Below are 26479 nucleotides of genomic sequence, written 5' to 3'. Positions count from 1 at the left end.
ATGATCAAAGCCGGTATCTCCCAACATCGGACCGCCGTTCTGCTCGGCGCCGCGCTGATTCTGTGCGCTGCCTTGCTGATCGGTGTTCTGGTGGGGCCGGCCGGTTTGACGCCTGATCGGACCATTCTCGAACTTCTGGACGGAATACCCGGCATCCATATAGATTCCGGCCTCACCGCAACACAGCAGGCGATTCTCTGGCAGATCCGGCTTCCGCGAGTAGTCCTGGGCGCGTTGGTCGGAGCAATGTTGGCCGTAGCCGGCGCCGCCTACCAGGGCGTGTTTCGAAATCCCTTGGCAGATCCGTATCTCCTCGGAGTTTCCAGCGGAGCCGGACTGGGCGCAACCCTCGCCATCGTTTCGGGTGGAGCGCTGGGCATGTTCGGAATTCCCATGGCCGCCTTCGTCGGTGGTGTGCTGGCAGTGTTCGCAACTTATTCGCTCGGCCGAAGCATTGGCGGGCCGCAGAACGCGGTAGTCATCATCCTCGCCGGTGTCGCAGTCGCAGCGTTCACGAATGCAGCGCAGACTTTTGTTCAGCAGCGGTTCGACGATTCACTGCGCGAGGTCTATTCCTGGCTACTCGGCGGACTGTCCACCGACGGTTGGTCGGAAGTTCTGGTTGTCCTGCCGTACGTTGCGCTGGCCTCAGCCGTCATCCTGGTACACCGGCGCGTACTCGACGTGATGGCGGTAGGTGACGTCGAAGCCGCCAGCCTCGGCGTCGATCCGGCCAGATCACGCCTGGTACTGGTGCTCGCCGCAACTCTGGGAACAGCCGCGGTCGTGAGCGCAAGTGGACTCATCGGCTTTGTCGGAATCGTTGTTCCCCATGCGGTTCGACTGGTAGTCGGCCCGTCGCATCGGCTATTGCTCCCGCTGTCACTCATGCTGGGTGCGGCGTTTCTCGTCCTCACCGACGTTGCCGCCCGCACGGTCATGGCACCGGCCGAACTCCCCATCGGGGTTGTAACCGCGATGATCGGCGCTCCGTTCTTCCTTCTGGTTCTGCGCCGCAGCCGGGTCTCGGCGTGACCGACAGCGCAGTGCGGTGCCGCGACCTCCGAGTCAACCTCGGCGGCAAGGACGTCGTCGACGGCATCGATCTCGATGTGACACCAGGCGATTGGGTTGCCGTGGTCGGGCCGAACGGCGCCGGCAAGACAACCTTGATGCATGCCCTCGCTGGATTGATTCCGTCTACCGGTGAGCTCTCGGTCGGGGGGCTGAGTCCTCGCAATTCCAGCCGCAAGGCGATGTCCGCCGTCGTCGCGTTGATGCCTCAGCGTCCGGTAGTACCCGAGGGCTCAACGGTCAAGGAACTGGTTGCGCTCGGCCGCACTCCCTATCTACGACGCTTCGGAACCGAAACCGCCACTGACCGTTCGGTGATCTCTTCGGTCATCGAGAGACTCGACCTCACCGAGTTCGCAGATCGACGAGCCACCGAACTTTCCGGTGGCGAATTGCAACGCGTGGTCCTGGCTCGGGCACTGGCCCAAGAACCGCAGGTACTGCTCCTGGACGAACCCACCAGCGCGCTCGACATCGGTCACCAGCAGCAGGTTCTCGACTTGGTGGAGGAACTGCGTGAAGCCGACAACATCACGGTCATCGCCGCGATGCACGACCTCACTCTCGCGGGTCAGTACGGTCGACGAATCGTGCTGCTGGACAAGGGCAGCGTCGTTGCCGACGGCACTCCCTCAGCGGTGCTGGAGGCAGACCTCCTCGGCCGCGTGTACGGCGCCCGGGTCGAAATCCTGGACCGGCCCAGCGGTCCCATAGTTGTTCCGATTCGGCAGGAAGGCACCCGCTGATGGAATTGGTGATGCTCGGCACCGGTGCTGCCGACGGTTGGCCGAACCCGTTCTGCACTTGCCCTTCCTGCCTGGCTGCCCTGTCGAGTGAAACCATTCGCGGGCACACTGCCGCCCTGGTGGACAACAGAATCCTGTTGGATTGTGGTCCGGAAGTACCGCGTGCCGCGTCGCGATTCGGTCGCACGCTGGCACACGTGGAACACATCCTGTTGACGCATTCTCATCCCGATCACCTCGGCCCGATGGCATTGCTGTTCCGGTCCTGGGCCTCGCGCACCGAACCACTACAGGTTCTCGGGCCACCGGACGCGCTCGATCTCTGCCGAGACTGGGTAGGCCCCGCCGATCCGGTGACCTTCACGCCGCTCGAGACCGGCCAGTCGATCATGTTGGGCACCTATCGTGTTCGCGCACTCGAAGCCGCGCACGAAGTACCCACCCTTCTCTACGACATCACCGACGCATCCGGAACCCGAATCTTCTGGGCCACCGACACCGGGCCTCTGCCCGAATCCACTGTCGACGCACTTGCCGACGCGCGTTTCGACGCCGTCTTTCTCGAAGAGACCTTCGGCTACAAAACTGACCACGGCACCGGGCACCATGATCTGCCGAGTTTCGCGGAGACGGTGAGCCGACTACGCAACTGCGACGCGATCACCGATCGAACCGACGTGGTCGCCGTACACCTCGGACACCACAACCCGGTCGAAAACGAACTCGCGGAAGCACTTCGCGTGTCCGGGGCGCGAGCGGTTCCGGATGGAGCTGTGCTCGAGATCGGGGTAGGACAGAGCCATCGAACTCTGGTCACCGGTGGCGCCCGCTCGGGCAAGTCCACTTACGCGGAGGGCCTGCTTGCCGGCTACAGGCACGTCACGTACATCGCCACCGGGGATCCGCAGGACGACGATCCCGACTGGATCGAACGAATTGCGTCGCATCGCGCGCGGAGGCCGCCGACGTGGACGACGGTAGAGACCTCCGAGGTCGCCGAAATTCTCGTGGCCGCAACAACACCGATCCTGATCGACTGCCTCGGCACGTGGCTGACCGCACGTCTGGACCGACATCAGGCGTGGGCGACAGAAGATCTCAGCGACGTCCACGCAGATATCGACCGGTTGGCCGACGCCTGGACCGCCTGTCCGGTTCCGATTGTCGCCGTCACGAACGAAGTGGGAAGCGGCGTCGTCCCGGACACGAAGTCCGGGAGACTGTTCCGCGATCTACTCGGTCTGGTGAACAGCCGCATCGCCAGTGAATCGGAGTCCGTGGTCCTGATGACCGCCGGGCTCCCCCTGAGCCTGCGCGGGTGACGTCAGAGCAATCCGGTGAGCTGACGCGCGCAATCGAGTAGGAAACCGACCAACTCTCGATCCTCGTCCGTCACTCGCCCGCTCGCTCCCTGAACACACAACCCGCCGGCCACCTGGTCTGCGTGATCTCGAACCGGTACTGCGACCGCGGATCGACCCAGGCGACATTCCTGGTTCTCGAATGCAAAACCCTGCAGGCGAACAGACCTCAACTGCTCATACAACGCATCGAAATCACCGAGGGTGAACTCCGTGACCCGGCGAAGTTCCAAACCCGAAAGCAGCCGCTCGTCGTGCGCCAACAGAACCTTCCCCAGCGCATTCGCGTGAAGGTTCTTGGCCAGTGCCGCTATTCCGATGATCTCGTGATCCGGATCCTTGTCGACGAACCTCAAGCGCCCACCAGCGAATGAGGCGACGTGCAATCCGAACCTCGTGTGTGTCCGCATGTCCTCGACGCGCTCGTGCAGCGTCGGCGCCGGACCACTCGACGACGCCGCATGCGAGAGCTCGGCAGTCCGACGCCCCAACGCGAACCCTGACAGGTCCGGCACCCGCACGAGAAAGCCCTCCGCCACCAGCAGATTCAGCATCCGGTACGCCGTGGCCGATGGAACGCCTGCAAAAGTGGCGATCTCCTTCGCGGTTGTTCCCGGTCCCAGATGAGCCACCGCCTCGAGCATCCCCAGCGCCTTCTGGACCGCACGCGGTTGTTGTCCACTGAAGTGGGTCTCGTCGCCGATCTGTTTGCCTGATCGTGGACCAGCGGTTGCACGGTCCGCGGTCACCGCCCATGCTCCGGCGAGTCACCCTCGGCGGTCCCACGATCCGGAACGAGTCGCCTTCGCCCGTCACCGTCGATCAGCAGAGTGCCCGCACCGGGCAACAGGTCCGCCGTCTCGACGCTGTCAAAAGCGCCGACCATCAGAAGGCTTTCCGGTCTGGCTCTTCGAAGCAATGAACTCCACACTGTCCCCGACACAGCAACAGCAAGAGCAGCGATCGGCAGTGCCCACATCCCGTGAACCGCACCGTCGAGAACGATGTAGACCAATAGACCGGCACCGGCGACGCTCACGGACACAGTGCATATCCGGGTCAGCGAAGTATGTTCCCCGATTCGGCGCAAGAACTTCCACGAAGCAAAGGCCACCAGCGTGTAAGCGCAGACCAACGCGGTCTCCACCACGCCGTCGAAGGATCCCGAATCGTCGCGAACCGTATCCGAATAGATGAATACGCCCGCCGCACTTACCGCGACGAACGCAAGTACCGCAACGTACGGGGTGCGGAACCGTCTGTGTACGCGAGCGAGCGGCGCAGGCAGTACCCGTTCGATCCCCATCGAGTACAACAACCGCGAACCCGCCTGCGCACAACCGAGAGTGGATGCGAACCAGGAACACGTCATTCCGATCTTGACTGCCAGAACCACTTCCGCGCTGGCTCCGGATGCCGTTCCTTCGAAGTACGCTCCGACGATCGTTGCGCCGTGGCCGGTCATCGCCGCCCAGGCCGCAAAAACGAAGAGGACCCCGCAGATGATCGGCGAAATGAGAACCGTGCGTGTGACGCTGATGAGTGGTCGTTTCGCTTCCGGGCCGAAGAAGGCCGAGCTTTCGAAGCCCGCCATGCTGAGCACCGTCAGCATCGCGAGAAACGGAACTGCACTCAGCGACGGATTCGGCAGGGCAACAGCAGTTGTCGCGTCACTGTGCGTCGCCAGCATGACCACGACGATGAGAATCAACGAGCACGCTTCGACGACCAGGATCGCTCGGGTGGCGAACCGGACGCCTCGCACTGCAATCCACGCGACGGCCAGGGCAATCGCCACCGTCGTGATCACTGTCGCGGCAGTTCCTCGCACGTCGGGGCCGACAATGGCGATGGTATCGAGCAGACTCGGAACCGCCTGCGAGAAAACCGAAACCGAGATTCCGAGATACCCGAGTACCAGTGCGGCGCCCGCCGTCAGTGTCGCCCGGATACCGGAGCCTTGGAAGACGAAGCTGTACAACGATCCTGCCGCGGCCAGTCTCCGCGTGAATTGAGTGATGCAGAACGCAACGAGAAACACCGCCGAAGTTGTCGCAGCAATCGCAGCCAACCCGACGTAGCCGGGACTGTAGGTGATCATCCACAGGGCGATGAACACCATTCCCGTTGCCGGAGCGATCGTGGAGAGTGATTGCCCCAACAGGTCGATCGGGGTCAAACGTCCTCGTCCGAGACCACGGAGCGGGGAGAACACGGGCTCACTGTGTTGATCCGCATTCTGCGCTCGCGTGATCGCTGCACGCAGTGCCGCACTCACGGCCATGTGTCACCGTCCGTCGCGTCCAGGCCCGAACCTACGAGCGAATTGTCAGAATTCGGTCAAGTTAGTCCGCTTATGTTTCCGCGCAGTTTCCACGATGGCGCGCACAGAACTTTCAAGTGAGAATCCGACTCTGTTTCCCACCCAGCGTCATGCCGGATCAAGGGCGGCCGACGGTATCCGGCCCCTCCGGCAGCACCTTGACCTGCAAGTTCTCCGATTCTCACACGACAACTGCTCTCTCAGTTGCACCTCGTCCAGGCGTAGCGCGGTCGACGCGGGTTCGCAGCATCGCCCGTACAGGATGTGTCCCACACACCACCGGCACTACCCGAGAGGAACGGAGGAAGCATGGACTTGGTCAGCGCCACCACTTCGGCGATCATCGGATTTGTTCTCCTGCTCGCCGGCATTCCCAAGCTGAACGACCACGACGGGGTGCTTCGTTCGGTGCGCGGATACAAAGTGTTGCCGGTGCGACTCGAAGTACCGCTCGCTCGCATCCTTCCCGTCGCGGAAACCGTCGTAGGCATCCTTCTGGTTCTCGGCGTGGCCCATCGCCTCGCCGCCTTGGTTGCTGCCGTCATGTTCGCGTCGTTCTTCACGGGCCTCACGATCAACCTCCTGCGTGGGCGACGCGATCTGGACTGCGGATGTTTTGCATTCGGAGTCGGCGAGATTCCGCGTATCGGATGGTTCCACGCCGTTCGCGCCGGAACACTCGCGGTGATCGCTGTGGCACTGTCGGTCACCGCCGGACAGGCTGAGATCGGCGTCCAGGTCGTGGCGACGACCTTCGGATTCCTCCTCGTTCTGGCGGGAGTTGCGCTCGCACAGATTCGTTCGGTGGTCCACCTCGGACGACGCCCGGTCGACGACTACCTGTCGAGCGCCTCCATCCGCCTCCGAACCGCCGAAACCGCGTCCCGGTACGGCTCGTGAACTTACATCCCCACCACTGAAAACTCGAAGGCAGGACTACCACGATGACCACTTTCCTCCTTGTCGCGACAGTGATCCTGGTGATCGCCGTAGCCGTACTGTTCTTGATGGTTCTTGCTCTGGCTCGTGAAATCGGCCGCGTACAAGTACGTCTCGGACCTCTCGGTGCCCGGATGATGGATACCGGGCCCAAGGTCGAACAGGCCGGCCCATCGTTTGCCGGTCTCATCGATCAGGAAGGACGGACCGTCGGAGTCGGTGGTCACCGCGACAAACCTCAACTCCTGCTGTTCACAGCACCGAGTTGCTCGACGTGCAAGAGCCTTCTTCCCGGCGTAAGGGCAATGGCCCGAGCCGAATCGGATCTCGACGTGATCATCATCTCCGACGGAACACCCGAAGAGCATCGCGAGTTCCTGGCCGGCAGCGGGATCGGTTCCGAGCTCAGTTACATCGACGCTCGAGACGTCGGTATCGCATACCAGGTGGGCACCACTCCGTACGGCGTGATTCTCGACGAGCACGGCAAGATCCGAGGAAAGGGCCTGTGCAATCACATGGCTCAGGTGGAAAGCCTCCTCAATGCGCTCGAATCCGGCACCCCCTCACTCCAGCACCTTCATGCCCAGGCGAAATCCGGCAGCGCGGCCTGATCTTCCTGCACAGTTCGATCCTCTTCACGAATCAGGAGAAAATCGTTGGACGACAATGAATTCCCGCAGCACAACATGACGGAGAATCGATATCCCGTCGACGAGGCGACAGTTCAGGCCCAGGCCGAATGGATGGCGGGCCAGGGCGGTTCGCTTACCGGCCGAACCGGACGTAAACTCTCCGAACGAGTTTCGCGGCGATCCATGATCAGCCGGATCGGCAAGTGGACCATGGGTGTGTCAGGAGTGGCACTGATCAGCACACTTCCCGTGACACGTAGTGCCTTCGCCCAAGAGCCCGAGGTTCCTGCGCCGGCACCTGGCCCCGAACCTCTTGTCCCTGTCTACGACGGTAAAGATCCGGCCGAGTGCGAGTACTGGCGCTGGTGCAACATGGACGGAACGTCCTGTGCCGCATGCAACGGCGGCGGTGTCACCACCTGCGCCCCCGGCAGCAAGCCCGGCGCAGAGTTCTGGGTCGGATGCTGCACCAACCCTGATACCGGCAAGACCTATCTGATCGCCTACTACGACTGCTGCGGTGCGCCTTCGTGTTCCAACGCATTCTGCGGCGAACCGGACATGCAGGCCGTGATGTACAACCCGGTCTCCGGAAGCTACGACCAGGAAATCATCTGGTGTGTCTCCGACGAGTCCCAGGCATACACCTGCACGATGGCGCCCATCATCGGTGAGGACTGCCAGACTCGACCGGCCGAACGCCCCAAGGTCGGTGCCGGATCATGAGCAGTCCGCGAACCCGAAAACTGGCGCGACCCGCCGTTGCCGTCATCCCACTCACCGTCGTACTCGCGCTGGCCGGTTGCAGTTCGTCCGACAACGACGAACCCTCCAGCGCAGGCGATGTCACCTATCCGACAGTTCCGTTTACTGCTCCGGGCGAGGGGATCTCCCTCGGTCACGACGACCAGGAAATCGGCGACACCATTCCCGAGCCGTTGCACGTCGGTTCGATCACCCCGATCGCAGCTGACCGCTTGCTGGGCGTCGAAGGTGGATTCGGCCAACTCGAGCTCAGCGTCAACGTCATCGATCCGAAAACCGGTGTGGCCGAGAGCCGGATCACCGTCGGCCCGGGTATCTGGGATCCGGTCATTCACGGATTCGTCGGGGATTCCGCCGAGGATCCTGCGGTACTCGCTGCCGAGGTGTGGCGCCCCCGAGGTTCCCGCGGCGCAGCAGATTTCACGGTCAGCACTTACTCCGGAAACCTGCTGGAACCAGCCGAGGTCATGCTTCCGGACGTCGCACGCGTACATTCCCGTCCCGGCTCGAACGCCGTGACCTCCGACGGTAAGTTCTTCGTCACGTGGGACGACGGTTTGTACGGCATCAGGGTGGTCGACCTCGAGAAGAAGGAAGCGACCGGTGCACTCCAGATAGTCGGCTGCGGTCCGTTCACGTGGATGGTCGATCACGAACTGTACAGCGTCTGCGAGGACACCCGGGAACTGCTGCACGTCACGATCGGTGACGACGGAGTTCCGAAGGAAACCGCCCGAAGCAAGGTCCTACCCGAGGATTTTGTCTCCACCCGCAAGGTCACGTGGGCCTCGGAAGCACAAAAAGCCTTGCTGGTCAGTGAGAACGGCGATGTGTACGTCTTCGACTTCTCCAACGGACTGCCTCAGGAAGGTGTCAAGCCGATCGGAAACGCCGGGCAGGACTCCGGTCGATTCTCGGAGAACGTCATCAACGCCGACGCAACCCGGCTCGCAATCGCGTACACGGACACGGCTATTCATCCGGACTCTGCTCGGGGAGGCTCACTGGTCAAGATCGACTTGTCCGATGCAACGACCTTCGCCCCGGTGAAGAGCTTGACGCTTGCAGACCTCGGCTTGACAGACATCAAGAGCATGACCTTTTCCGTCGACGGCGCCACGTTCTACGTGCTCGGTTCGGGACCTGAGGTCGAAGGCTCCGCTCCGCAGAAGGTCGTGGGTTACAACGCGAGCACCGGCGAGCAGGTCAGTTCCGTCGATGTCTCGGGCAACGTCGGGGATGTCAGCGGGTTGATCACACCAGAAGTACTCCGATGAGTCGTCCCGGATCCGGTGTGGTGATGGGCCGGCGCCGCTTCCTGAGTTTGGGAGCACTCGGCGCCGGAGCACTCGGGCTCGGCGCAATGGGGACGATTGCCGGATGCAGTTCCACTGCAGCATCTCCGACGCCGACGACCGATCTCGACTACATCCTGCCCACCGACCCGGAAGTTGCCGCCGCAGAATCGGCGCGAGCCTGGAACGGGACCACCGCTGCGTTTGCCCTTGCCGCCGGATTCTCGACGGTAGATCTTGGCGGACGCCTCGTGGACACGTGGACGTACGGAGGCGCTGCGGTGGCTCCGGAACTTCGCCTGAAGTCCGGTGACCGGGTGAACGTCAGCGTCCAGAACGGCCTCGACGCCGAAACAACACTGCATTGGCACGGAATTCGAATCCGCAACGACATGGATGGCGCGGCACCCACCACGCAGGCTCCCATCGGCGCCGGTTCGAGTTTCGAGTACAACTTCATCGCACCGGATCCGGGAACGTACTGGTACCACTCGCACAGCGGATTACAAGCCGATCGGGGGCTGTTCGGCGCCTTGATCGTCGAGAACCCGAACGACATCACCGGGGCCGACGTCGATGCCGTTCTGGTGCTCGACGACTGGCTCGACGGATTGGGTACCACCCCGGATTCCGTCCTGATGGCCCTGAACCCGGCAATTTCGGGCGGGCACGGCGGACACGGCAGTGGGGCAACAACTCCGGCGGAACACTCGGAAGCCGACATGTCCGTCGCGCAACAGTTGGTGAGCGGCGGACACGGTTCTTCCGAACCACTCGGCGGGATGACTCAACACATCGCGTATCCACTGCACTTGATCAACGGGCGGCCGCCCAACGATCCTGCTGTCGTCACTGCAGCGCCCGGTTCGACCCTGCGACTGCGAATCATCAACGCAGCGGCCGAAACTCCGTATCGGTTCGCTGTGGCCGGTCACGAGGATGACAATTGTCGCTACCGATGGCTACGACGTGGAACCAACTCCTGCCGACACCATCATCGTCGGAATGGCGCAGCGCTACGACGTGCTGGTGACGGTGAAGTCGGGAACATGGCCGGTGGTGGCGAAGGTCGAGGGCCGAGATGGTTATGCGTCGACCGTCCTACGCAGCACCGACGCGTTGGCCCTGGCGAACCCGGATGTCGGCGGAAACCTCTCGGAACTGGCCGGCCGACTGGTCACCGAAAGCGAACTCCGGCCCACGGAATACGCACGGCTCGAGACGAAGTCGCCTGATCGCGACTACCACATCGAATTGATCCAGGCCGGCGATCGGTACGTCTGGGGAATGGCGGGAGCCGATGCGGGCAAGCTCGTCATGAAACAGGGCGAACGGGTCCGGATCACGATGAAGAACACGTCCACGATGTGGCACCCGATGCACACCCACGGCCACACGTTTGCGGTACCGGATTACGGCGGACTTCGCCGCGACACCGTCAACGTCCTACCCGGCACCGAGCTTGCCATCGAGTTCGACGCCGACAATCCCGGCGAGTGGATGTTCCACTGCCACAACGCCTACCACTTCGAGGCCGGCATGACGGCAAATCTGCGTTACGTCCGCTGACAAGTCGAAGAATGGAGAGAACACCTCATGAAGAAACTCGTTCCCGCTTTCCTGGTCGCGTGCGCTGCCCTGAGCCTCACCGCCTGCAGTAGTGATGCCGGTGCGTCGTCGGACGAACCTGCAGTCGTGATCGAGGTGAAGAACATGGCGTACACACCGGCATCGGTCACCATCGAGAAGGGACAGACCGTCGAATGGAAGTTCGACGACAGCGGACTCCCCCACGACGTGGTCGGCAACGGTGATCTCGACGGGAAACTGAAGAGCGAGTTGCTCACCGAGGGAACCTTCTCGTACACGTTCGACGACGCCGGCACCTTCACCTACCACTGCACGCCCCATCCGATGATGGTGGGCACCGTGATCGTTCAATAGTGAGGAGGTGGACCGCCGGCTTCGGCCTCGCTGTCGCGGCGACGTGTGTCCCAGCTTGCGGCACAGAAGATCCCGTCCCCGATGTGGTGGTCGAGATCAGCAATGTTCAGTTCAGTCCGATGGACGTCACCGTGGAGCACGGCGGCACCGTCGAGTGGCGCTTCGACGACGGCGGACTCCTGCATCACGTGGAATCACCCGGCCTGTTCGACAGCGGTATCACCGGAGACGGAACGTTCCGGCACACGTTCGAGAGCGTCGGAGTCTACGAATATTCGTGCTCCGTGCACCCGTACATGATCGGAGTCATCACAGTGCTGTGAACTCTGGCTCATCACTTTTCGCTGCGACTTCGGCTCGACACTTTTCCTGAACCACAAACACTTCGGAGGATCTGATGACTACTGTTCTCTCACACGGCCCACTGCAGACCGACGTCCCTGACATCCGGCCGACCCTTCAAGGATCGGTCGGCACCGCGACCCGTGTCAGCCTCGTCGCGGCGGGCGCCGCTGCGGGTGCCGGCCTCGCACTCGTGGCCACGCCATCTGCGACAACAGCTTTGACCACAGCTGTTATCGGCGCCGGGCTGGTTACGTCGCTGGCCGCGAACTGGTCGACCTGCGGAATGTCCGTCGCCGGAGTTGTTGCGGCGCCGAAGCAAGTCGATCGGAAGGGATCCTCGACTCCCGTCCGCCGACTCGGCTGGCACGCTCTGGGTTCGGTCACGACGGGAGCCGTCACCGGGGCATTGATCGGCGCTCTCGGTGCGGCGATGTCCGGGTACGTGCCGGTCGGCTGGGCGCTGGGCGTCTGGGCCGTCGTCGCGGTTGCATACGGGCTGCACGAGTTGGGTGCGGTGAGCATGCCGACTCCGATGCGGCGCCAACAGCTTCCGCGCCATCTGCGCCGCACGATGGCGCCGTGGAAGGTCTCGCTGATCTTCGGCGCGATCATCGGTCCGGGATTTCTGATCTTCATCCGCTCGAGTGCGTACTACCTCTTGGCACTCGGCGTCATGGCTTCGGGTTCACCGGCTCTCGGGGCGGCGCTGTTCACAGTCGTATCCCTTGGCCGCTGCATGCCCAGCCTCGCGGCAATCGTGCACACCAAGCGCGGTGGCTCGATGCCGGGATTCCTCTCGATCATGTGCGTCGTGGACCGTCGCGTGCAGAGCGTCACCGGCGCGGCATTGATCGCACTGGGAGCATTCGCCGCCGCAGCACTGATCTGACTCTCGACCGAGCACCCTTCACCTCGAGTGAACACACGCTCCGACTCTCCGGAGCGTGTGTTCACTCGACAGAAACCGTGCGCACTCACCCCGCGTCAGGGAATCGACAGCGCCGCCTGGACCGAGTCCTCCGACGGCGACGTCACCTTTGCGTCCCGGCTCCACAGCATGTCGAGCGCCGCCTTGGGTTTGGCAAGGACCCACTCCCGGGCGGCGTTCTTGATCAGCGTCGGACTTGCGCACCCGCAATCGCTGTTCACCCCGTCTGCGTCGATGCCGACGTCTCGGCACAGCGCCACAGCGCGGGGCACGTGATACCCCTGAGTGACGATCAACGCCTTGGTCACCCCATACGTATGTATGGCCCGGAAGCAGGTGTCATAGGTGTCGAGGCCGTACGGATCCCCCACGATGCGACGCTCATCTATTCCCTGCTCCAACAGGTAGTTCGTCATCGCCGCGATCTCGTCACCCGAGCCGCCGTTCGCGTCGCCGGAGACGAGGACCGCTTTAGCCTTTCCCGCTTCCACCAGTTCGACTGCTGCGTCCAGCCGCCCTTTCAGGAAAGCCATCGGCTTACCGTCCTTGATCTGCGCGCCCAGCACGATCACTACCGGAGCATCGGGAGCATCGACGGCGTCCGACGTATGGCCGGCCGACGCCACGGAAATCCACACGATCGAGCCCGCATAGACAACTGCTCCGAGCACCGCAATGCCTGCGACCCAACGAGGCCACCGGCGCTTGCGCGGCGGTTTCACTGGATCTGCAGCAGCTTCGTCCATTCGTCGATCAAACCACACGGTTTGCTCATGGCTCGAGCGCTCGGTCGATCCTCCATCCCTCCGCGCCACTGCGCTCGGCCCACAGATCCGAGTACTTTCCACCTCGCGCGATCAGGTCTTCGTGGGAACCGACCTCCTCCACCCCACCGTCTTCGAGGTAGACGATGCGATCTGCTCCCTCAATAGTCGACAGGCGATGAGCGATGATCACCACCGTTCGACCACGGGCCAATCGGTGAATTGCCTCGGTGATGGCGACTTCGTTCTCTCCGTCGAGGGCTGAAGTCGCTTCATCGAGAAGAACAATCGGAGTGTCCTTGAGGAATGCCCGCGCAATCGAGACCCGCTGACGTTCACCGCCGGACAGCAGTGATCCGCCTTCACCTACCCTGGTCTCCTCACCGCTCGGCAAACGGTCGATCACTTCGCCTAGCCTGGAATCCACCACTGCTTGACGGACCTCCGACTCGGTGGCATCCGGTCTCGCCAACCGAACGTTCTCCAGGATGGTTCCGTCGAACAGGTAAACCTGCTGTGAGACAGTCGATATCCGAGACATCAATGCTCTCGTTCCGATGTCGCGAACATCGGCTCCCCCGATGGATACCGCACCTTCGTCGACGTCCCAGAATCTGGAGATCAGCCGAACCAGAGTTGTCTTTCCGGAACCGGAAGGACCGACCAGAGCAGTGACCGAGCAATCCGGGAATTCGAGGCTCACGTTACGAATCACGCGATCCGGGCCGTAGCCGAAGGAGACCGAATCGAACCGAATATCATACGAAGTAGGCTCTTTCGGCACCTCAGGTTCCGCCAGCACCGGTACATCGATCATCTCTCGGACAGATCCGAGCGACACCCGGGCCAGTGAGATACCTTCACCGAATCCTGCGAGCATCTGCATCGGCTCCACGAACCTCACGGCCAACACGAGAACAACGATCACGCTTGCTGTGTCGATGAACCCGGTGGTGACCAGCAGTGCCGCCAGAACCAGGACGGTGAGAAAGGCAACCTGAACGACGATCATGAAGCGCAGCAGATACTTGTCGACCGATCCGATTTCCTGCAGGTGTGCGTCCCGGTTGGACACAAGAGCTTCGTCCAACCGAGTCCAGCCTTCGCCGCTCTTACCGGCCGAACGTAGAACTTGCTGCGCCTGTGCATATTCGACGACGCGCGATGCCAACTCGGATTCGCTCTTGCCGATCGCCTCGTATTCGGGAACAACCACACGCTGCACGTTGCGGTAAGCCCGAATCCCCAGTGGAACGAAGACGACCATCGCGAGAGACAGTCGCCAGTCCACAAACAACACAGCGATCGCCACTGTCGCTGGAGTCACCGTGACGGTGACGAGTTGCGCGATGATCATTCCCGGGATGCTCATCAAGATAGCCGTGCCCTCGGTGACCAGGCGAGTGAACGCTCCACGGTTTGCCTTGCTGAACCACCCGAGCGGAACCTGCACCAAGTGCTCACCGAGGCGATGCATGATTCCACCGGCAAAACCCTCGATTCCGATGCGGTACGCCCGATTCTCGGCGATCCACCGTACGGCGCCACAGGCCACCGCCACGAGAGCAGCCGTGACAACCCACGGCACTGCGGCGTCGTAATCGCCGCGAACCACCGCTTTCAGGATCGGAATCATCAGTGCAAAGACGACACCCTCGAGTATCCCAGCGAGCGTGAAACCTGCTATCTGACCTCGCATCCCATTGCCGCGCCCGAGGATTTCGTCCAGGTCTCGAATCATTGCAGCGCCTTTCGCGGAGATATGTCTTCGACGAGGGGGTTCTGGAGCGCCCACATCCGCGCGTAGGTTCCGCCGAGCGCCGACAACTGTTCGTGCGTACCCTTTTCCACGATCCGTCCGGCGTCGAGAACGAGTATCTGATCTGCATATCGGACGGTGTGCAGTCGATGAGCGATCACCATCAGGGTGCCGCCGTCCGCACTGATCTCACCCAGTGCGCGTTGAACGGCCGATTCACTGTGGGGATCGGCCTGCGAAGTCGCCTCGTCCAGGATGACGATCGGCGGGTTCTGAAGGATGGCGCGGGCGATCGTCAGGCGTTGCTTCTCCCCACCCGACAGCTCACCGCCCGAACCACCACCGATCTCGGTGTCGTACCCGTCCGGCAGTCGCATGATCACGTCGTGAATCTGCGCCCGCCTCGCCGCTGTCTCCACTTCCAGATCCGTTGCATCCGGTCGACCGAGCCGAATATTCTCGCGCACGCTGTCCCGCAGGAGCACAACATCTTGGAAGACGATGGCCATCGATCTCAAGACTTCGCGACTGGACTGATCTCGTAAATCGCTTCCGCCCAGTCGAATAGACCCGTCCGTGACGTCCCAGAACCGCGGAAGTAGACGCGCCAAAGTGGTCTTTCCGGAGCCGGAGGGGCCAACGATCGCGGTCACGGCGCCCGGTTGCATCTCGAAGGAGATGTTCTCGAGGACGCGCTGCCCAGTGGTGTATTCGAAGCCGACGCTGTCGAATTCGACCAAAGTGCTGCGAGCAGGCACTGCATCCTGAGGTTCGGCCAGCTCTGGTTCGCCGAGGATGCTCTCGACGTGAGTCGCTCCCAGTTGGCCTTCGCGGTAGAGGTTGGCCATCGTTCCCATGTGCAGAACCGATGACGGAACACCGATTCCGACGACCAGAAAGGCAACAAGAGCTACCGGGGTAATCCAACCCCCGGACAACATTGCAGTTCCCGTCGCCGTGATGACCACGATGAGTACCGCCGGTGAGAGGAGGATCGACATCGCGACCACCGGCCTTCCCATCCCCGACATCCATCGCACGCACACCGCAACCATCGAATCGACAGCGCTCGAGTAGCGCGCGAATGCGCGACTCCCACTCCCGTACGTCTTGACAACCTCGATACCGTCGCCCAGTTCTACTGTCGCAGAGGTCAATGTCGACATTGCAAGATTCCAGGAGTCGACGTTCGTTCGATAGGCTCTGCGCATCGACGGCGCGGCGAGAGCGAGACACACTCCGATGTAGCCGACCAGGACCAGGCTGAACTTCCAGTCCATCGCCACCAGATAGATCAGGGCCACTATCGGCGACAAGATCGCGGGCACCACGTCGGCGGGAAGGTGAGCGACGAGAAGATGCATCCGCTTCACGTCGTCCGTCATCGCCTGCTTCACTTCACCGGTGCCACCATTTGCAAACCACCCCAGAGGAACTCGGGACAGATGCCGAGCGATACGCGAGCGGATCGAGTATTTGAAATGCGCGTCGGCGGTGTGGCACACGGTCAGCGCTGCGTTGTAGACGACAAAACCGAGAATTGTGCCCGCTGCACCGATTGCGGCCCACAGCCAGACCAGGTTCAACGACGAGTCGGTCAGGAGCACCCGCGCGATCTCGACCACCGCAACGTAGGGCAGGAATCGCAACGGCACCGACAGTGCCGACAGACCCGCCCCTAGGAGGAGTTGATTTCTCACCGGCGCGATCATCCTGCCCAAAGCGTCGCGGTCGACGAGTCCAGGCGAGTCTTCCGGGGCTGCGGCCTCGTTCACTTTCATTGCCGCACTCACTCTTCGACGATGATCGTGCCGGTCATGTTCGGATGTGGTGTGCACGTGTAGGTGAACGTTCCGGCTTTGTCGAAGGTCTGACTGTAGGTTCCGCTTCCTTGGAGATCGCTCTTGATCCCCAACTCGGCGAACACGACATCGTGCGGCATTCCCTGGTCCTCGAAAATCCACGTGACGGTCTGTCCTGTGTGCACGGTGACGGAGTTCGGTGTGTACGCAAGGTTTTTCACCGAGATCTCGACCGGCGCTTGCTCGGTAGATCCCGTCGAATCGTTGCCGCACGACGTCAGTGTGAATACCACTGCAACAGCGATCAATGTGGTCAATCCGGTGCGAACTGACATTCTGCTCTCCTCATCGAACGTAGTGGAGGTCGGCAGTCATCCCGGCCTCGAAGTGGTACGCGTTGTGACAGTGAAACATCCACCGTCCTGGATTGTCGGCGTCGAAGTCGATCGCCATTTGTGTACGCGGAAGTACGATCACAGTGTCTCGGCGAAGCCCGCCGTAGGAGGGAACCGAGAACGTGTGCCCATGGGTGTGCATCGGGTGCCACATGTCGGTGTCGTTGTTCATGACGATTCGTATTCGCTCGCCCTGCTTCATTCTCAACCGACCGGCATCGGCGCCCGCCATTCCCCAGAGGTATCGATCGCCGGCCTGAATGAGATCCACCGAATACGCACGATCCGGTGCCCTCTGCTCCAGCGCTCCTGACGGGCGAAGCTCCGATTCCAGAACGAGCCGACCGCCGGAACCTGACAGCACTGCAGGCGAAGTCAGGTCGACGACCGCTACCGAATCCGGCGTCCGAAGCAGGCACGCGACGCCACCTGACTTCCCTTCCACCTTCGCGGCGATGGGCCACGAGCCGGACTGCACCGTCACCAATACGTCGTATCGCTGCGCGGGTGCGATCAGAATCTCGTCTCCGGCTGTGTAGGCAACGTCCTGCCCGTCAGCACTGACAACGGTCATCTCGTGCCCGGCGACCGAGAAACGGTACGGAGTCTCCGCCCCGGCATTGATCACCCGCAATCGAAGCCGAGTTCCGGCCGTCGCACTGACGACGAAGGGATCTTCCACAGGCCGTCCGTTGATCAGGTGCAGTGGATACGTGATGTGCGTTGCCATTCCACCGAGCGCCTCGGAATTGCCGTGACCGCTGGCGAGAAGTTCTGCGGCAGAATCAATCTCTGCATCATCGACTTCCGGTGGAGCTCCGCCGTGCCCGTGGTGTCCTCCCTGCACGTCCGGTGACAATGCGCGAAGCACTGCATCCGGGGTTGTTCCCAGCCCGTCGAGCCAGTCGTCGATCACGATGACGACGTCCTCGTCGGCTCCGGTCCGGTCGTTCGGGTCCTCGACCACGAGTGCACCGAATAACCCTCGATCGGCCTGCAATCCTGAATGGGAGTGGTACCAATATGTTCCGTGATCCGGGGCCACGAAGTCGTAGGTGAACTCGGCACCTGGTTGGATTCGTTCCTGGGTGACCGGCGGGACGCCGTCCATGTCGTTGCGGATCGCAATGCCGTGCCAGTGCACCGAGGTCTCCGTCGGAAGGTCGTTCTGCAAAAGAACGTTGAGCCGGTCTCCCTTGGAGATTCGAAGCTCCGGGCCAACTGCTTCCGCACCGTACGACCATGTGTCGACCTCTCTGGCGCCCAGACTCACCCGAGCCGGTGCAGCTGTCAGATTCCGTTCGACTGTGCGCCCGCTATGAAATCTCGCCTGTTCGGCAGCACGAACTTCGTCGTCGAACGGTGAAATCTCAGAACTGGATTCGTTCGCCGAGCCACGGCTGCACGCACTCAATGCCACAGAACCCAAAGCCGCAGAACCCACAGCCGCAGAGCCGAGCGTCACCGCTCCCCATCGCAGAGCCAGGCGCCGACTCAACGCACTCGAACTCATGCCGTCAGCGCCGTGAATTCCTGATAGCGCGTCGCGGCAACAGCTTCGGTTCCGGTGCCGGTCAGATTGCCGGCAGCCATGGCATCCATGTCCTCGATCATCCAGAAAGTGGCGAAGGGATGAGTGGCGAGCCACATGTCTCCGTTGACCTTGGCCACTCGGTTCTCCTGCACCGCTGAAAGACTCGAGAACCCGGGAACACCGGCAACCTTGCCGAACTCGTACACGCCCTCGTCGAACACGGCCACGATCCGAGCATCCTGCGCCGGGATCGCCTCGTCGGACAGGGGCGCATACGGCAGTCCTCCAGCGGCATTCGATCGCTGGGATTCCGGACGCCCGAAGCCGCTCTCCGCCAACAACAAGGACGGCGGCGCCTGCTCGGTGGTGGTGGCAAGGATTCCAGAACTGCTCATCAGCACCGACACGGTGTTCGCTTCACCACCGGACCGAGCAGAGACGTCAGCGATCTTGCCCTCCAAAGCGACAGTCAGCTTGTCGGCAACCGACTGACGATCAAAAGCGCGTCCGAAGAAGGCAAGATTCTCACGCCACGGAGTGGTGACGGCCGGGACCGGCACTGTGGGGACGGTCGACGCAAGGGAGTCGTAGTAGCTCCGATCGCCCATCGACGTGAAGATGACCAGTCCGGGATCCTGTGCGAGTACCTGCTCGATCGGGGGTGCACCGAGCGGCGGCACCGTGACCACCTCGGTACCAGCTGACGCCAAGATGTCCTGGCCGATCTCCGATCCCCACGACGTGAAGACCACGTCAGGGGTGATGCCGACGGCAAGGAGACCGAGTGCGGCGTATTCGTCGAGGGAAACAATTCGCCCGAGGTCGCCCGGAACCGACGTCTCACCGAATTCATGGGACACAACACGCGTTCCCTCGGCAGGTTCCGTCGTCGGTCCCGCCTCACTCGAGCTACAGGCGGCCGCAGTCAGGGCAACGACACTGACCAGCAGCGAAGCACCCAGCCTCGATAGGTAGCCGGGTCGCGTTTTCAACTTCATGGTGTCCTTCAGCTTCGAAAAATCGTGGGGTTCGCATAAATCCGAGCACTGCTCGGATTTGGCAAGTAAACCTCACCTAAGTTCATCCGTCAATCGCTTGCGTCGACTACGCACACCGATCCGACGCCGCTAAGCTCGGTCGGACCATGACTGCGCCATCACCTGACAAGAAGTCCGCCGCGACATCAGAGCGCCGCCGGAGTTACAACACCGGGATCACTGCGGACGCAGTGGTGACCGTGGCGTTCGGGCTCAGTCGCGAGCACGGAGTCGAGGGCTGGTCGCTGCGGCAGCTGCTCGGCGAACTCGATACGTCGTTCTCCGTCGTCTATCGACTCGTCGGAGATCGGGACGCACTCTCGGCTGCGGTGGTCGACAGTGCGGTGTCGTCCGTGAACGTTCCATCCGCACAAGAAGATTGGCGTCAATGGCTGACACATCTGCTCTTGCAGATGCGAGAGGCATTGATCGAGTGTCCAGGTGCGGCGCAGTGGCTGCTGATGAACGGAGTTGCCACCCAGCGCAGCCGGGAACTCATGGAGGCAGGATTGGCATCGCTGATCGACGCCGGGTTCGGGGAAGAAGCCGCTCAGGCTTACACCGTCGCCTTCACCTCGACAATCACACTGATCGCCATGAACGACGCCAGGCGCATTCCCAGCGGACAGCCCTCACCCGATCACAGCGCGATGCTGGAACGACTGAGTAACGACGGACCCTCAGATCCTCGTTCATCGATGGAGACACTGATCGGGAAGTTCGCCGGTCCACCGGATGCTGCGGAAGCAACACGGGCAGAACACTATCGCTACACACTCGACCGCGTCCTCGACGGCCTCGAGGCGCGGCTGAACGCAATCAAGGAGTCACAGAAATGACCGAGGGTCGCTGTCGCAGTTGTGCGACAGCAACCCTCGGATGAGTTGGATTCTCGATATGTCTAACGGAACAGGTTCGCGACGAACGGAATCGTGTCAGCCTGTGATTCGACCAAAGCGCCGCTGTGATCGGTGTTGTAGGTCTTGAACGTGACCGGTTCACCGTTGGCGACCAACGCTGCAACCAGCGAAAGTGCAGACGGTGCAGGGACATCCACGTCGAGCAAGCCCTGGCCGATGAAGATGGGGCGATCGTATCCACTGGTCGGTACACCCATGTAATCGTTCAGCAGACCCTGGAAGTTCGGGATCTGACTGAGCGGGCGGGAAAAGATGTCACCGAGGACCAGATCCCTGGAAGCCTCGTCCAGGTCTGCGGCGCAGAGCTTTTCGGCCGAGTCGACCTTTTCCCTTCCCAAGTCGTTCAGGTAGGAATTCAAGTCGATCTCGGGGTGCGCTTCCCGCAAGCCCGCGAGGATGTAGAGCGCGTACGACGTCAATCCGCCGCCGAGGGCGATGGGAGGGAAGCCCGGACCGGCAGGCAGGAGGGTCAACTCGATGTTGGCCGGCACTCCGGTACCCACCCCGCCGCGATAGTCGAGAGAATCCCCACCGTATTCAGTGGCGTAGCGCGCCGTCGTGATGGCCGCTCCGCCGCCCTGCGACTGTCCGACCACTGCCCACCGATTCGAGATGGTGGGGTCGATCACCCGAGCAGCCTTGACCGAGTCGACGACGCTGTGCGCCTCCACCTTTCCGTCGAGATACGGCATCAGCCCCGGTGTTCCCAGACCGACGTAGTCGGTGGCGACTACGACGTAGCCCTCGGAGAGCCAACGCCCCAGGTAGGGGTAGTCGCGCTCGGGCAGGCCAGGCCCGACCAGCGAAGGGGCACAGGAATCGTCGAGTCCCGTGGTGCCGTGCGCCCACGCGATGACGGGCCAACCACCTTCCGGTGCCGGGCCGGCCGGGACGTAGTACGCGCCACTGCTCAGCGCAGGCCCGCCGTTGGAACCGATGGTCCAGTACGTGAATCGCTTGGCATCGGCGGTACCCGGAATCCACAGATCTTTCGGTAGCGGCTCACTCGACACCACAGTGCCGGTGGCTTGCGACGCGCTCGGTGCCTGTGCGGACGCGATGGGCGCAGCAACGGCGGAGCCGATCGTTGCAGCACAGAGGGCTGCGATGGATATGCGGGCAAACAACTTCGACTGGAATTTCACGTCTGACGACTCCGGTTCGTGCGGTGGGCGACCTCGTTGGACGTTATCGTAGATTTTGTTTAACCGATCGGTCAAGCAAAATCTTGCAGCTTCGTGAAACGTATATGTCGAGATTCCGGCCCCAACTCCGACCTAGCATCGAACCGCACGAAAAAACAGTAGGAGGATGTGTCCATGGCACACGTACAGCGTTTCGACCACATTGGCATCACCGTCGCGGACCTCGAATCAGCGACGGCATTCTTCGTCGGTCTGGGTCTCGAGGTGGAGGGCACCGGATCCGTGGAGGGTGAGTTCGTGGAAACCGTCTGCGGTATCCCTGGAGCCAAGTGCGAAATCGCCATGCTGCGCCCGCCGGGCGAAGGATCACGGCTCGAGCTCTCGTCCTTCGTCACGCCCGAGCACGTACCCGGATCGCCCGCTCCGATGGCCAACGAGATCGGGATACGCAACGTGTCTTTCGAGGTGGGCGATCTCCAGGTTGCGGTCGACGCGGTGGCTGCGGACGGTTACGGACTCATCGGCGGGATCGGCGAGTACGAGAACAGCGTGCGCATGGCCTACGTCCGGGGGCCTGAAGGGATCATCGTGTCCCTGTTCGAGCAGATCGCCTGAAGCGTCACGGCATTCGGAGCGTCAGATCGCCTTCCAGGAGCTGGCCAGAGCGCCCATCGCGGCCGCGAATTCGGCGAACGCCGCGTCGATTCTGACGCGGTCACCGGTGGTCACCAGATCGAGCGTCAACCCGCGAATCTGCGCCAACACGATCGTCGCGTAGCGATCAGCGCGATCGGGTGGACATCCGTGCGCGAGCGCAGCTTCCGCCAAACCACCCAACCAGTCCCCCACCACATGGTCGAGAAACTCGCGATACCGCTCCGGATGCAACAACGCCTGTCCGTAGATCTCGAACATCAAGCGAAAGTTCGGCAACGATTCCGCTGATGTGCGCCCATTCCAGTAACTCGTCAACATCTCGACGATGTCGGTCCCGGAAGAGATGTCGAGAGAAGAGCTGTCTCGCAGGGTGGCAACTACTTCAGTGAGCAGTTGTTCCTTCGAACCGAAATGATGGATGAGTGTCGCATGACTGATCCCCAGATCCTTGGCCAATGGCCGCATGGACAGTTCACCGACGCCGTTCGCCGTGACGTACGCGGTTACCTGCTCGAGCAATTCGGCACGGCGATGCTGGTAACGCAGTTTCCGGCCGTCGACCGGCGTGCTGTCCTCCACCTGCAGGAGCCTACGCAGTACCGGAAACACAGCAGTACCGGAAACACGGCAGTACCGGAAACACGGCAGAACCGGTTACACGGTGACGTGGTGGCGATCCGATCGACTGATCGTCACAGCGGCGACGACAACTCCGATCACCACGCCGATGAGAGTGTCCGCGACGCGAGCCACTGCCGCTTCGGTCCCGATCGGAGCACTGAAACCGATGAGGAGCAGTGCCATCGGGGTGACGGCCAGTGATGTCAGTGCATAGTTCTTGATCACGAGCAGCTCAGCAGCAGTCTGCAGAATCACGACCACGGCAACCGCTTGCCAGTAGCCGAGCGTCAATGCGATGAGAGCAGCAGCGACGACGGCGCCACCGACATTTCCCACCAACCGCTGAATCCCACGCTGGACGGTCTGCTTGTAGTTCAGCCCCTGCATCGCGGCGATGGCACCCATCGACGCCCAGAGCGGATGCTCCAACCCGGCTCCCGCCGCGAGCCAACCGGCCAGAGCCGACGCTGCCACGATGCGGAGAGCATTCATCCGCACCGGGCGCGAATACAGCCGATTCAATCCTTCGAGAAAATAGCCTTCGGGCGCGGCCAGGTTCTTTGCCGGTGCGAGATCGTGTTCGATCATGCTGGAACGCTTGAGCTTCCGAAGCTCCTTCTCGTGCCGAGCAATGCTGCGAATCAGGGTGGCGTCGCCGTGCAACTGCCACTCCTGAACTGCCGCTTCCGCTTCGTCGAGCACCGCCACCAGTTCGCGTCCGTGATCGACGGTCGACTTGATCCGGCCACTCGACGCAATAACCAAGCGGGCGTTGGCAATCGATCCGAGCGCCGGTTCCACTCCGCCTGCTCCGGACTGTTCGAGACGCCCCACCGCAGAGACTGCACGGGCAACTGCCAGGCGGGCAGGTCCCATCGGCAGTACGAGCGCTGGGAGCATCGCGGCCGCCCAACCGACCAGAACTCCGAGCGCACCGGCAGTGACCAACCGCGCCAAATCATCAACGCTGGAGGCATATCCGGCTGCACCGGTCGCCGCGAAGACGAGGATGACGGGCCCTGGTCCGGTGATCCGGAAGCCCGACATGAAGCAGTACGACGCACCCGCAAGCAAAGAGAGGATGCCGATCTGCAACCACATCGGAACGCCCGCGACACCCATGGCGCCGCCGAAGGCAATCGAAACCACCAGTGCAGCACCCACCATTGCCAGCTTGCCGGCCAACCGTGGATACGGCTCGTACCTGCCGAACGCGGCGCACAGCGCACCCAAGGCCGCGAAGCCGGCCAATTCCCGATGCCCGAGCAGTCCGCCGACCACGAGGACTACGGCGGTGGCGAGCCCGACCCTGATCGCGGGGGCGATGGTCGCGTCGGCAGATCCGACGCGAAAAGCCGCTCGCCACGTCGCCCCGGAGACGGTATGTGCAATGGCTTCACTCGAATGAGTGAGACGGCTGGGCGTCCTGGCTGCGGTTTCGGTTCGGCTCACCCACCCAGCATACATTTATTTCACTAGTAAATTACTTGTGAAGTAATGTGAAATCTGTCGCTAAGATGGGGCCATGGGCGCGGCGAACAGATCCGAAGACGACTTCATCGACAAAGTCCGTCGCGAATGGAAGCGCGCCTACCCGGAGTTCGACACCGCCCCCGTCGAAGTGATGGGCCGGATCGCCCGCATCAACGCGCAGTCTCTTCACCAGCTCGACCGCGCACTGGCGTCCAGCGGGGTCTCTCGCGCCGAATTCGACGTGATGAGTGCACTCGCTCGCAGTGACCGTCCCCTGCGGGCGAGCGAAGTCACCGCCGTCACGATGGTCAGCGGCGCCGCCACCACAAAACACGCAGACCGCCTGGCCAAGCTGGGCTTTGTCGAGCGTCAGCGCTTCGAACACGACGGACGAGTGGTTCTGCTTCAACTCACCGATGCCGGTCGCGCATTGGTCGAGGCAGAGTTTCCCCGACGCGTCGAGCGAGACCGTCAAGTACTCACCGGACTCGACGAGGACGAACGTGCCCAACTGACGGCACTGCTCAAACGCATCTCACTCAACATCGACTCGGGGATCTGGGACTGACCTACTTCGGCAGCGGCACGTTCTGCAAGCGCACCTGACCGCGCGCCACCTCTTTCCCCGATTCCGGATCGGTGATGACCACCGACCACAACTGCTGAACGCGTCCCTGCTGTATCGGCACAGCCACGACGTCCACGCGCCCACCCGTACGCGCCCGCAGGAAATCCGTTCCGTTGTGCACTCCGACGGCAAATTCGCCACGGTCCGCCACTGCGGTACTCGCCCCGATGCTCGCGGCCGACTCGACGGCAGTCGTGTAAACGCCGCCGTGGACAACGCCCCACGGAGTGTGGTGTGCCTCGGACAGATCGATGTGCCCGACAACCTTCGTGCCGGACACCTCGTCCAGTTGCAATCCGGCAGCGCTGACGAATCCGCTTGCTGCCTCGAGATTCAATTCCGTCATGACGACCCCTCATCTGCTCCGTTGGATTTCTCGACCTACCTTCCGCCCTCGAATACATGCCGTCAAGTGCTAAGTTGGAATTCCCAACTAACATTTCCAACTAACAGGGGCCCAGAGATGACGGCGACAAAAGGACGCAACTGCTCCATCGCCAACGCCTTGGAGGTCGTCGGCGAGAAGTGGTCACTGTTGGTGCTCCGAGAAATCGTCCTCGGGCAACGACGGTTCGACGAGATCGCCGCGGGCACGGGAGCCAGCCGCGACATCCTCGCCGCGCGTCTACGCACCCTTGTCGACGCCGACGTCCTCACGAAGCGACGCTACGAAGACCATCCACCGCGCTACGAATACGTCGCCACCGAATCAGGGAAGGCGCTCTATCCCATTCTGATGGCGCTCATGGAATGGGGGGACGCCTTTGCGACGACGGGTCCACCGCCAACCGTCGTCGAACACCGTTGCGGTGAGATCCTGCACGCCCAAGTTGTGTGCGCGCACTGCAAAGAGCCGCTGGCCGCCAAAGACGCGCATGTAGTCGAACTCTCGCCGCCTGCTCGATAGCGTCAGCGTCCGGGCGGAAACCCGCCTGTTGCGATCGGACCCCAGGAGTCGACGGTGACGCGGATCAGGCTCTTACCCTGCTTGCGCATGGCTTCGCGGTACTCGTCCCAGTCGGGATGATCACCGGCGATGGATCGGTAGTAGTCGACCAACGGTTCCACCGAGTCCGGGAGGTCGATCAACTCCGCGGTTCCGTTCACCTGGACGTACGGGCCGTTCCACTCGTCGGAGTGGATACACAGAGACACCGCCGGGGTGCGGCGGACATTCGCGGCCTTGGCCCGTTCCGGGTACGTGGAGATGACGATCCGACCCTCGTCGTCGACCCCGCACGTCACCGGAGAGATCTGCAACTCGCCGGATTTCTTCACCGTGACGAACGTGGCCCGATGGCGCGGCCTGACGAATTCGAGGAGCTCGGCAAACGACACACGATCTGCGCTGGCGATCTTGGACATGACCTCAGCCTAATTCGATTTACG

Annotated in this window: 27 protein-coding genes and 1 pseudogene; 15 read left to right on the top strand and 13 right to left on the bottom strand. The window is 62.2% G+C overall.

Annotated elements, in window-relative coordinates; translation table 11 throughout:
• The 3 genes from V3587_RS00475 to cobU are packed head-to-tail and all read left to right on the top strand — an operon-like array spanning position 1 to position 3142.
• Entirely contained in the window at positions 1–1035 is a 1035-nt protein-coding gene (locus V3587_RS00475; protein WP_042447095.1) for a FecCD family ABC transporter permease, read from the top strand.
• Positions 1032–1820, top strand: a complete 789-nt coding sequence (locus tag V3587_RS00470) for an ABC transporter ATP-binding protein (RefSeq protein WP_020970985.1) — start codon at positions 1032–1034, stop codon at positions 1818–1820. Before V3587_RS00475 ends, V3587_RS00470 begins: the two co-directional genes overlap by 4 nt.
• A complete protein-coding gene (gene cobU, locus V3587_RS00465) occupies positions 1820–3142 on the top strand; it encodes a bifunctional adenosylcobinamide kinase/adenosylcobinamide-phosphate guanylyltransferase (protein ID WP_283375994.1) in 1323 nt (440 codons plus the stop codon). Before V3587_RS00470 ends, cobU begins: the two co-directional genes overlap by 1 nt.
• Positions 3143–3144: 2 nt before the next feature.
• Here cobU and V3587_RS00460 read toward each other — a convergent pair whose 3' ends face one another.
• The gene (locus tag V3587_RS00460; RefSeq protein WP_020909339.1) at positions 3145–3930 is read right to left on the bottom strand and encodes an IclR family transcriptional regulator; all 786 of its coding nucleotides are present in this window, start codon (positions 3928–3930) and stop codon (positions 3145–3147) included.
• Positions 3927–5465 (bottom strand): APC family permease, encoded by a 1539-nt coding sequence (locus tag V3587_RS00455; protein WP_283375993.1) that lies wholly within the window; start codon positions 5463–5465, stop codon positions 3927–3929. Before V3587_RS00455 ends, V3587_RS00460 begins: the two co-directional genes overlap by 4 nt.
• A 348-nt stretch (positions 5466–5813) precedes the next feature.
• Here V3587_RS00455 and V3587_RS00450 point away from each other — a divergent pair, with 348 nt between their 5' ends.
• The 8 genes and pseudogenes from V3587_RS00450 (at position 5814) to V3587_RS00415 (ending at position 12316) form a co-directional block, all read left to right on the top strand.
• On the top strand, positions 5814–6404 hold the full coding sequence (locus tag V3587_RS00450; RefSeq protein ID WP_063315621.1) for a MauE/DoxX family redox-associated membrane protein: 591 nt from the start codon (positions 5814–5816) through the stop codon (positions 6402–6404).
• Between the two features lie 44 nt (positions 6405–6448).
• A complete protein-coding gene (locus V3587_RS00445; RefSeq protein WP_019745575.1) occupies positions 6449–7057 on the top strand; it encodes a redoxin domain-containing protein in 609 nt (202 codons plus the stop codon).
• Positions 7058–7132: 75 nt separating this feature from the next.
• Complete coding sequence (locus tag V3587_RS00440) at positions 7133–7804, top strand: methylamine dehydrogenase light chain (RefSeq protein ID WP_283376234.1); 672 nt, start codon at positions 7133–7135, stop codon at positions 7802–7804.
• Entirely contained in the window at positions 7801–9120 is a 1320-nt protein-coding gene (locus V3587_RS00435) for a hypothetical protein (RefSeq protein WP_283375992.1), read from the top strand. Before V3587_RS00440 ends, V3587_RS00435 begins: the two co-directional genes overlap by 4 nt.
• Positions 9117–10707, top strand: a pseudogene (locus V3587_RS00430) (multicopper oxidase family protein). The gene V3587_RS00435 and the pseudogene V3587_RS00430 overlap by 4 nt, the downstream one beginning before the upstream one ends.
• 27 nt (positions 10708–10734) lie before the next feature.
• Positions 10735–11082 (top strand): plastocyanin/azurin family copper-binding protein, encoded by a 348-nt coding sequence (locus tag V3587_RS00425; protein WP_064073870.1) that lies wholly within the window; start codon positions 10735–10737, stop codon positions 11080–11082.
• Positions 11082–11405, top strand: a complete 324-nt coding sequence (locus V3587_RS00420; protein ID WP_082893130.1) for a cupredoxin domain-containing protein — start codon at positions 11082–11084, stop codon at positions 11403–11405. Before V3587_RS00425 ends, V3587_RS00420 begins: the two co-directional genes overlap by 1 nt.
• Before the next feature lie 74 nt (positions 11406–11479).
• Positions 11480–12316: a hypothetical protein gene (locus V3587_RS00415; protein WP_042447112.1), complete on the top strand. Its 837-nt coding sequence runs from the start codon at positions 11480–11482 to the stop codon at positions 12314–12316.
• Positions 12317–12411: 95 nt separating this feature from the next.
• Here the strand turns inward: V3587_RS00415 and V3587_RS00410 are convergent, their stop codons facing one another.
• From V3587_RS00410 to V3587_RS00385, 6 genes are read right to left on the bottom strand one after another with little or no spacing between them, the layout of a single operon-like run.
• Positions 12412–13101: a SanA/YdcF family protein gene (locus V3587_RS00410; RefSeq protein ID WP_064073869.1), complete on the bottom strand. Its 690-nt coding sequence runs from the start codon at positions 13099–13101 to the stop codon at positions 12412–12414.
• Positions 13102–13126: 25 nt separating this feature from the next.
• Positions 13127–14860 carry an ABC transporter ATP-binding protein gene (locus V3587_RS00405; protein WP_283375991.1) on the bottom strand — a complete coding sequence of 578 codons (1734 nt, stop codon included), beginning with the start codon at positions 14858–14860 and terminating at the stop codon, positions 13127–13129.
• A complete protein-coding gene (locus tag V3587_RS00400) occupies positions 14857–16671 on the bottom strand; it encodes an ABC transporter ATP-binding protein (RefSeq protein WP_283375990.1) in 1815 nt (604 codons plus the stop codon). Before V3587_RS00400 ends, V3587_RS00405 begins: the two co-directional genes overlap by 4 nt.
• Positions 16668–17015, bottom strand: a complete 348-nt coding sequence (locus tag V3587_RS00395; protein WP_050656040.1) for a cupredoxin domain-containing protein — start codon at positions 17013–17015, stop codon at positions 16668–16670. Before V3587_RS00395 ends, V3587_RS00400 begins: the two co-directional genes overlap by 4 nt.
• Before the next feature lie 10 nt (positions 17016–17025).
• Positions 17026–18588 carry a multicopper oxidase family protein gene (locus tag V3587_RS00390; RefSeq protein WP_050656041.1) on the bottom strand — a complete coding sequence of 521 codons (1563 nt, stop codon included), beginning with the start codon at positions 18586–18588 and terminating at the stop codon, positions 17026–17028.
• The gene (locus V3587_RS00385) at positions 18585–19607 is read right to left on the bottom strand and encodes an ABC transporter substrate-binding protein (RefSeq protein WP_050656042.1); all 1023 of its coding nucleotides are present in this window, start codon (positions 19605–19607) and stop codon (positions 18585–18587) included. The genes V3587_RS00390 and V3587_RS00385 overlap by 4 nt, the downstream gene beginning before the upstream one ends.
• A 146-nt stretch (positions 19608–19753) precedes the next feature.
• Here V3587_RS00385 and V3587_RS00380 point away from each other — a divergent pair, with 146 nt between their 5' ends.
• Entirely contained in the window at positions 19754–20485 is a 732-nt protein-coding gene (locus V3587_RS00380; RefSeq protein ID WP_050656043.1) for a TetR/AcrR family transcriptional regulator, read from the top strand.
• 62 nt (positions 20486–20547) lie between these two features.
• On the opposite strand, the gene V3587_RS00375 is transcribed toward V3587_RS00380, so the two are convergent.
• The gene (locus V3587_RS00375) at positions 20548–21711 is read right to left on the bottom strand and encodes an alpha/beta hydrolase family protein (RefSeq protein ID WP_218679949.1); all 1164 of its coding nucleotides are present in this window, start codon (positions 21709–21711) and stop codon (positions 20548–20550) included.
• A gap of 174 nt (positions 21712–21885) precedes the next feature.
• On the opposite strand from V3587_RS00375, the gene V3587_RS00370 reads away from it, so the two are divergent.
• Positions 21886–22326 carry a VOC family protein gene (locus V3587_RS00370; RefSeq protein ID WP_007729713.1) on the top strand — a complete coding sequence of 147 codons (441 nt, stop codon included), beginning with the start codon at positions 21886–21888 and terminating at the stop codon, positions 22324–22326.
• Positions 22327–22347: 21 nt separating this feature from the next.
• Here the strand turns inward: V3587_RS00370 and V3587_RS00365 are convergent, their stop codons facing one another.
• Together V3587_RS00365 and V3587_RS00360 are read right to left on the bottom strand one after the other, a co-directional pair.
• Complete coding sequence (locus V3587_RS00365; protein WP_030536496.1) at positions 22348–22947, bottom strand: TetR/AcrR family transcriptional regulator; 600 nt, start codon at positions 22945–22947, stop codon at positions 22348–22350.
• Between the two features lie 75 nt (positions 22948–23022).
• Complete coding sequence (locus tag V3587_RS00360) at positions 23023–24456, bottom strand: FUSC family protein (protein ID WP_050656045.1); 1434 nt, start codon at positions 24454–24456, stop codon at positions 23023–23025.
• A gap of 58 nt (positions 24457–24514) precedes the next feature.
• Between V3587_RS00360 and V3587_RS00355 the strand changes: the two genes are divergently transcribed.
• Positions 24515–25030, top strand: a complete 516-nt coding sequence (locus tag V3587_RS00355) for a MarR family winged helix-turn-helix transcriptional regulator (RefSeq protein WP_003940222.1) — start codon at positions 24515–24517, stop codon at positions 25028–25030.
• Position 25031: 1 nt separating this feature from the next.
• On the opposite strand, the gene V3587_RS00350 is transcribed toward V3587_RS00355, so the two are convergent.
• The gene (locus tag V3587_RS00350) at positions 25032–25436 is read right to left on the bottom strand and encodes a PaaI family thioesterase (protein ID WP_019745591.1); all 405 of its coding nucleotides are present in this window, start codon (positions 25434–25436) and stop codon (positions 25032–25034) included.
• A 117-nt stretch (positions 25437–25553) separates the two neighbouring features.
• Between V3587_RS00350 and V3587_RS00345 the strand changes: the two genes are divergently transcribed.
• Positions 25554–25997, top strand: a complete 444-nt coding sequence (locus V3587_RS00345; protein ID WP_064687803.1) for a winged helix-turn-helix transcriptional regulator — start codon at positions 25554–25556, stop codon at positions 25995–25997.
• A gap of 2 nt (positions 25998–25999) precedes the next feature.
• On the opposite strand, the gene V3587_RS00340 is transcribed toward V3587_RS00345, so the two are convergent.
• A complete protein-coding gene (locus V3587_RS00340) occupies positions 26000–26455 on the bottom strand; it encodes a PPOX class F420-dependent oxidoreductase (protein ID WP_030536493.1) in 456 nt (151 codons plus the stop codon).
• Positions 26456–26479: the final 24 nt, after the last annotated feature.

The sequence above is a fragment of the Rhodococcus sp. IEGM 1306 genome (assembly GCF_036541985.1).
Lineage (GTDB): Bacteria > Actinomycetota > Actinomycetes > Mycobacteriales > Mycobacteriaceae > Rhodococcus_F > Rhodococcus_F qingshengii.
Note: the sequence above shows the minus strand (reverse complement) of the source record. Positions and strands in the feature narration are given on the sequence as shown.

Coding starts and splice junctions, on each gene's coding strand:
- V3587_RS00360 (WP_050656045.1), bottom strand. CDS start 24,456: ATGTATGCTGGGTGGGTGAGCCGAACCGAAACCGCAGCCAGGACGCCC.
- V3587_RS00435 (WP_283375992.1), top strand. CDS start 7,801: ATGAGCAGTCCGCGAACCCGAAAACTGGCGCGACCCGCCGTTGCCGTC.
- V3587_RS00370 (WP_007729713.1), top strand. CDS start 21,886: ATGGCACACGTACAGCGTTTCGACCACATTGGCATCACCGTCGCGGAC.
- V3587_RS00445 (WP_019745575.1), top strand. CDS start 6,449: ATGACCACTTTCCTCCTTGTCGCGACAGTGATCCTGGTGATCGCCGTA.
- V3587_RS00475 (WP_042447095.1), top strand. CDS start 1: ATGATCAAAGCCGGTATCTCCCAACATCGGACCGCCGTTCTGCTCGGC.
- cobU (WP_283375994.1), top strand. CDS start 1,820: ATGGAATTGGTGATGCTCGGCACCGGTGCTGCCGACGGTTGGCCGAAC.
- V3587_RS00350 (WP_019745591.1), bottom strand. CDS start 25,436: ATGACGGAATTGAATCTCGAGGCAGCAAGCGGATTCGTCAGCGCTGCC.
- V3587_RS00440 (WP_283376234.1), top strand. CDS start 7,133: ATGACGGAGAATCGATATCCCGTCGACGAGGCGACAGTTCAGGCCCAG.
- V3587_RS00425 (WP_064073870.1), top strand. CDS start 10,735: ATGAAGAAACTCGTTCCCGCTTTCCTGGTCGCGTGCGCTGCCCTGAGC.
- V3587_RS00380 (WP_050656043.1), top strand. CDS start 19,754: ATGACTGCGCCATCACCTGACAAGAAGTCCGCCGCGACATCAGAGCGC.
- V3587_RS00345 (WP_064687803.1), top strand. CDS start 25,554: ATGACGGCGACAAAAGGACGCAACTGCTCCATCGCCAACGCCTTGGAG.
- V3587_RS00415 (WP_042447112.1), top strand. CDS start 11,480: ATGACTACTGTTCTCTCACACGGCCCACTGCAGACCGACGTCCCTGAC.
- V3587_RS00340 (WP_030536493.1), bottom strand. CDS start 26,455: ATGTCCAAGATCGCCAGCGCAGATCGTGTGTCGTTTGCCGAGCTCCTC.
- V3587_RS00455 (WP_283375993.1), bottom strand. CDS start 5,465: ATGGCCGTGAGTGCGGCACTGCGTGCAGCGATCACGCGAGCGCAGAAT.
- V3587_RS00385 (WP_050656042.1), bottom strand. CDS start 19,607: ATGAAGTTGAAAACGCGACCCGGCTACCTATCGAGGCTGGGTGCTTCG.
- V3587_RS00405 (WP_283375991.1), bottom strand. CDS start 14,860: ATGATTCGAGACCTGGACGAAATCCTCGGGCGCGGCAATGGGATGCGA.
- V3587_RS00355 (WP_003940222.1), top strand. CDS start 24,515: ATGGGCGCGGCGAACAGATCCGAAGACGACTTCATCGACAAAGTCCGT.
- V3587_RS00450 (WP_063315621.1), top strand. CDS start 5,814: ATGGACTTGGTCAGCGCCACCACTTCGGCGATCATCGGATTTGTTCTC.
- V3587_RS00390 (WP_050656041.1), bottom strand. CDS start 18,588: ATGAGTTCGAGTGCGTTGAGTCGGCGCCTGGCTCTGCGATGGGGAGCG.
- V3587_RS00395 (WP_050656040.1), bottom strand. CDS start 17,015: ATGTCAGTTCGCACCGGATTGACCACATTGATCGCTGTTGCAGTGGTA.
- V3587_RS00410 (WP_064073869.1), bottom strand. CDS start 13,101: ATGGACGAAGCTGCTGCAGATCCAGTGAAACCGCCGCGCAAGCGCCGG.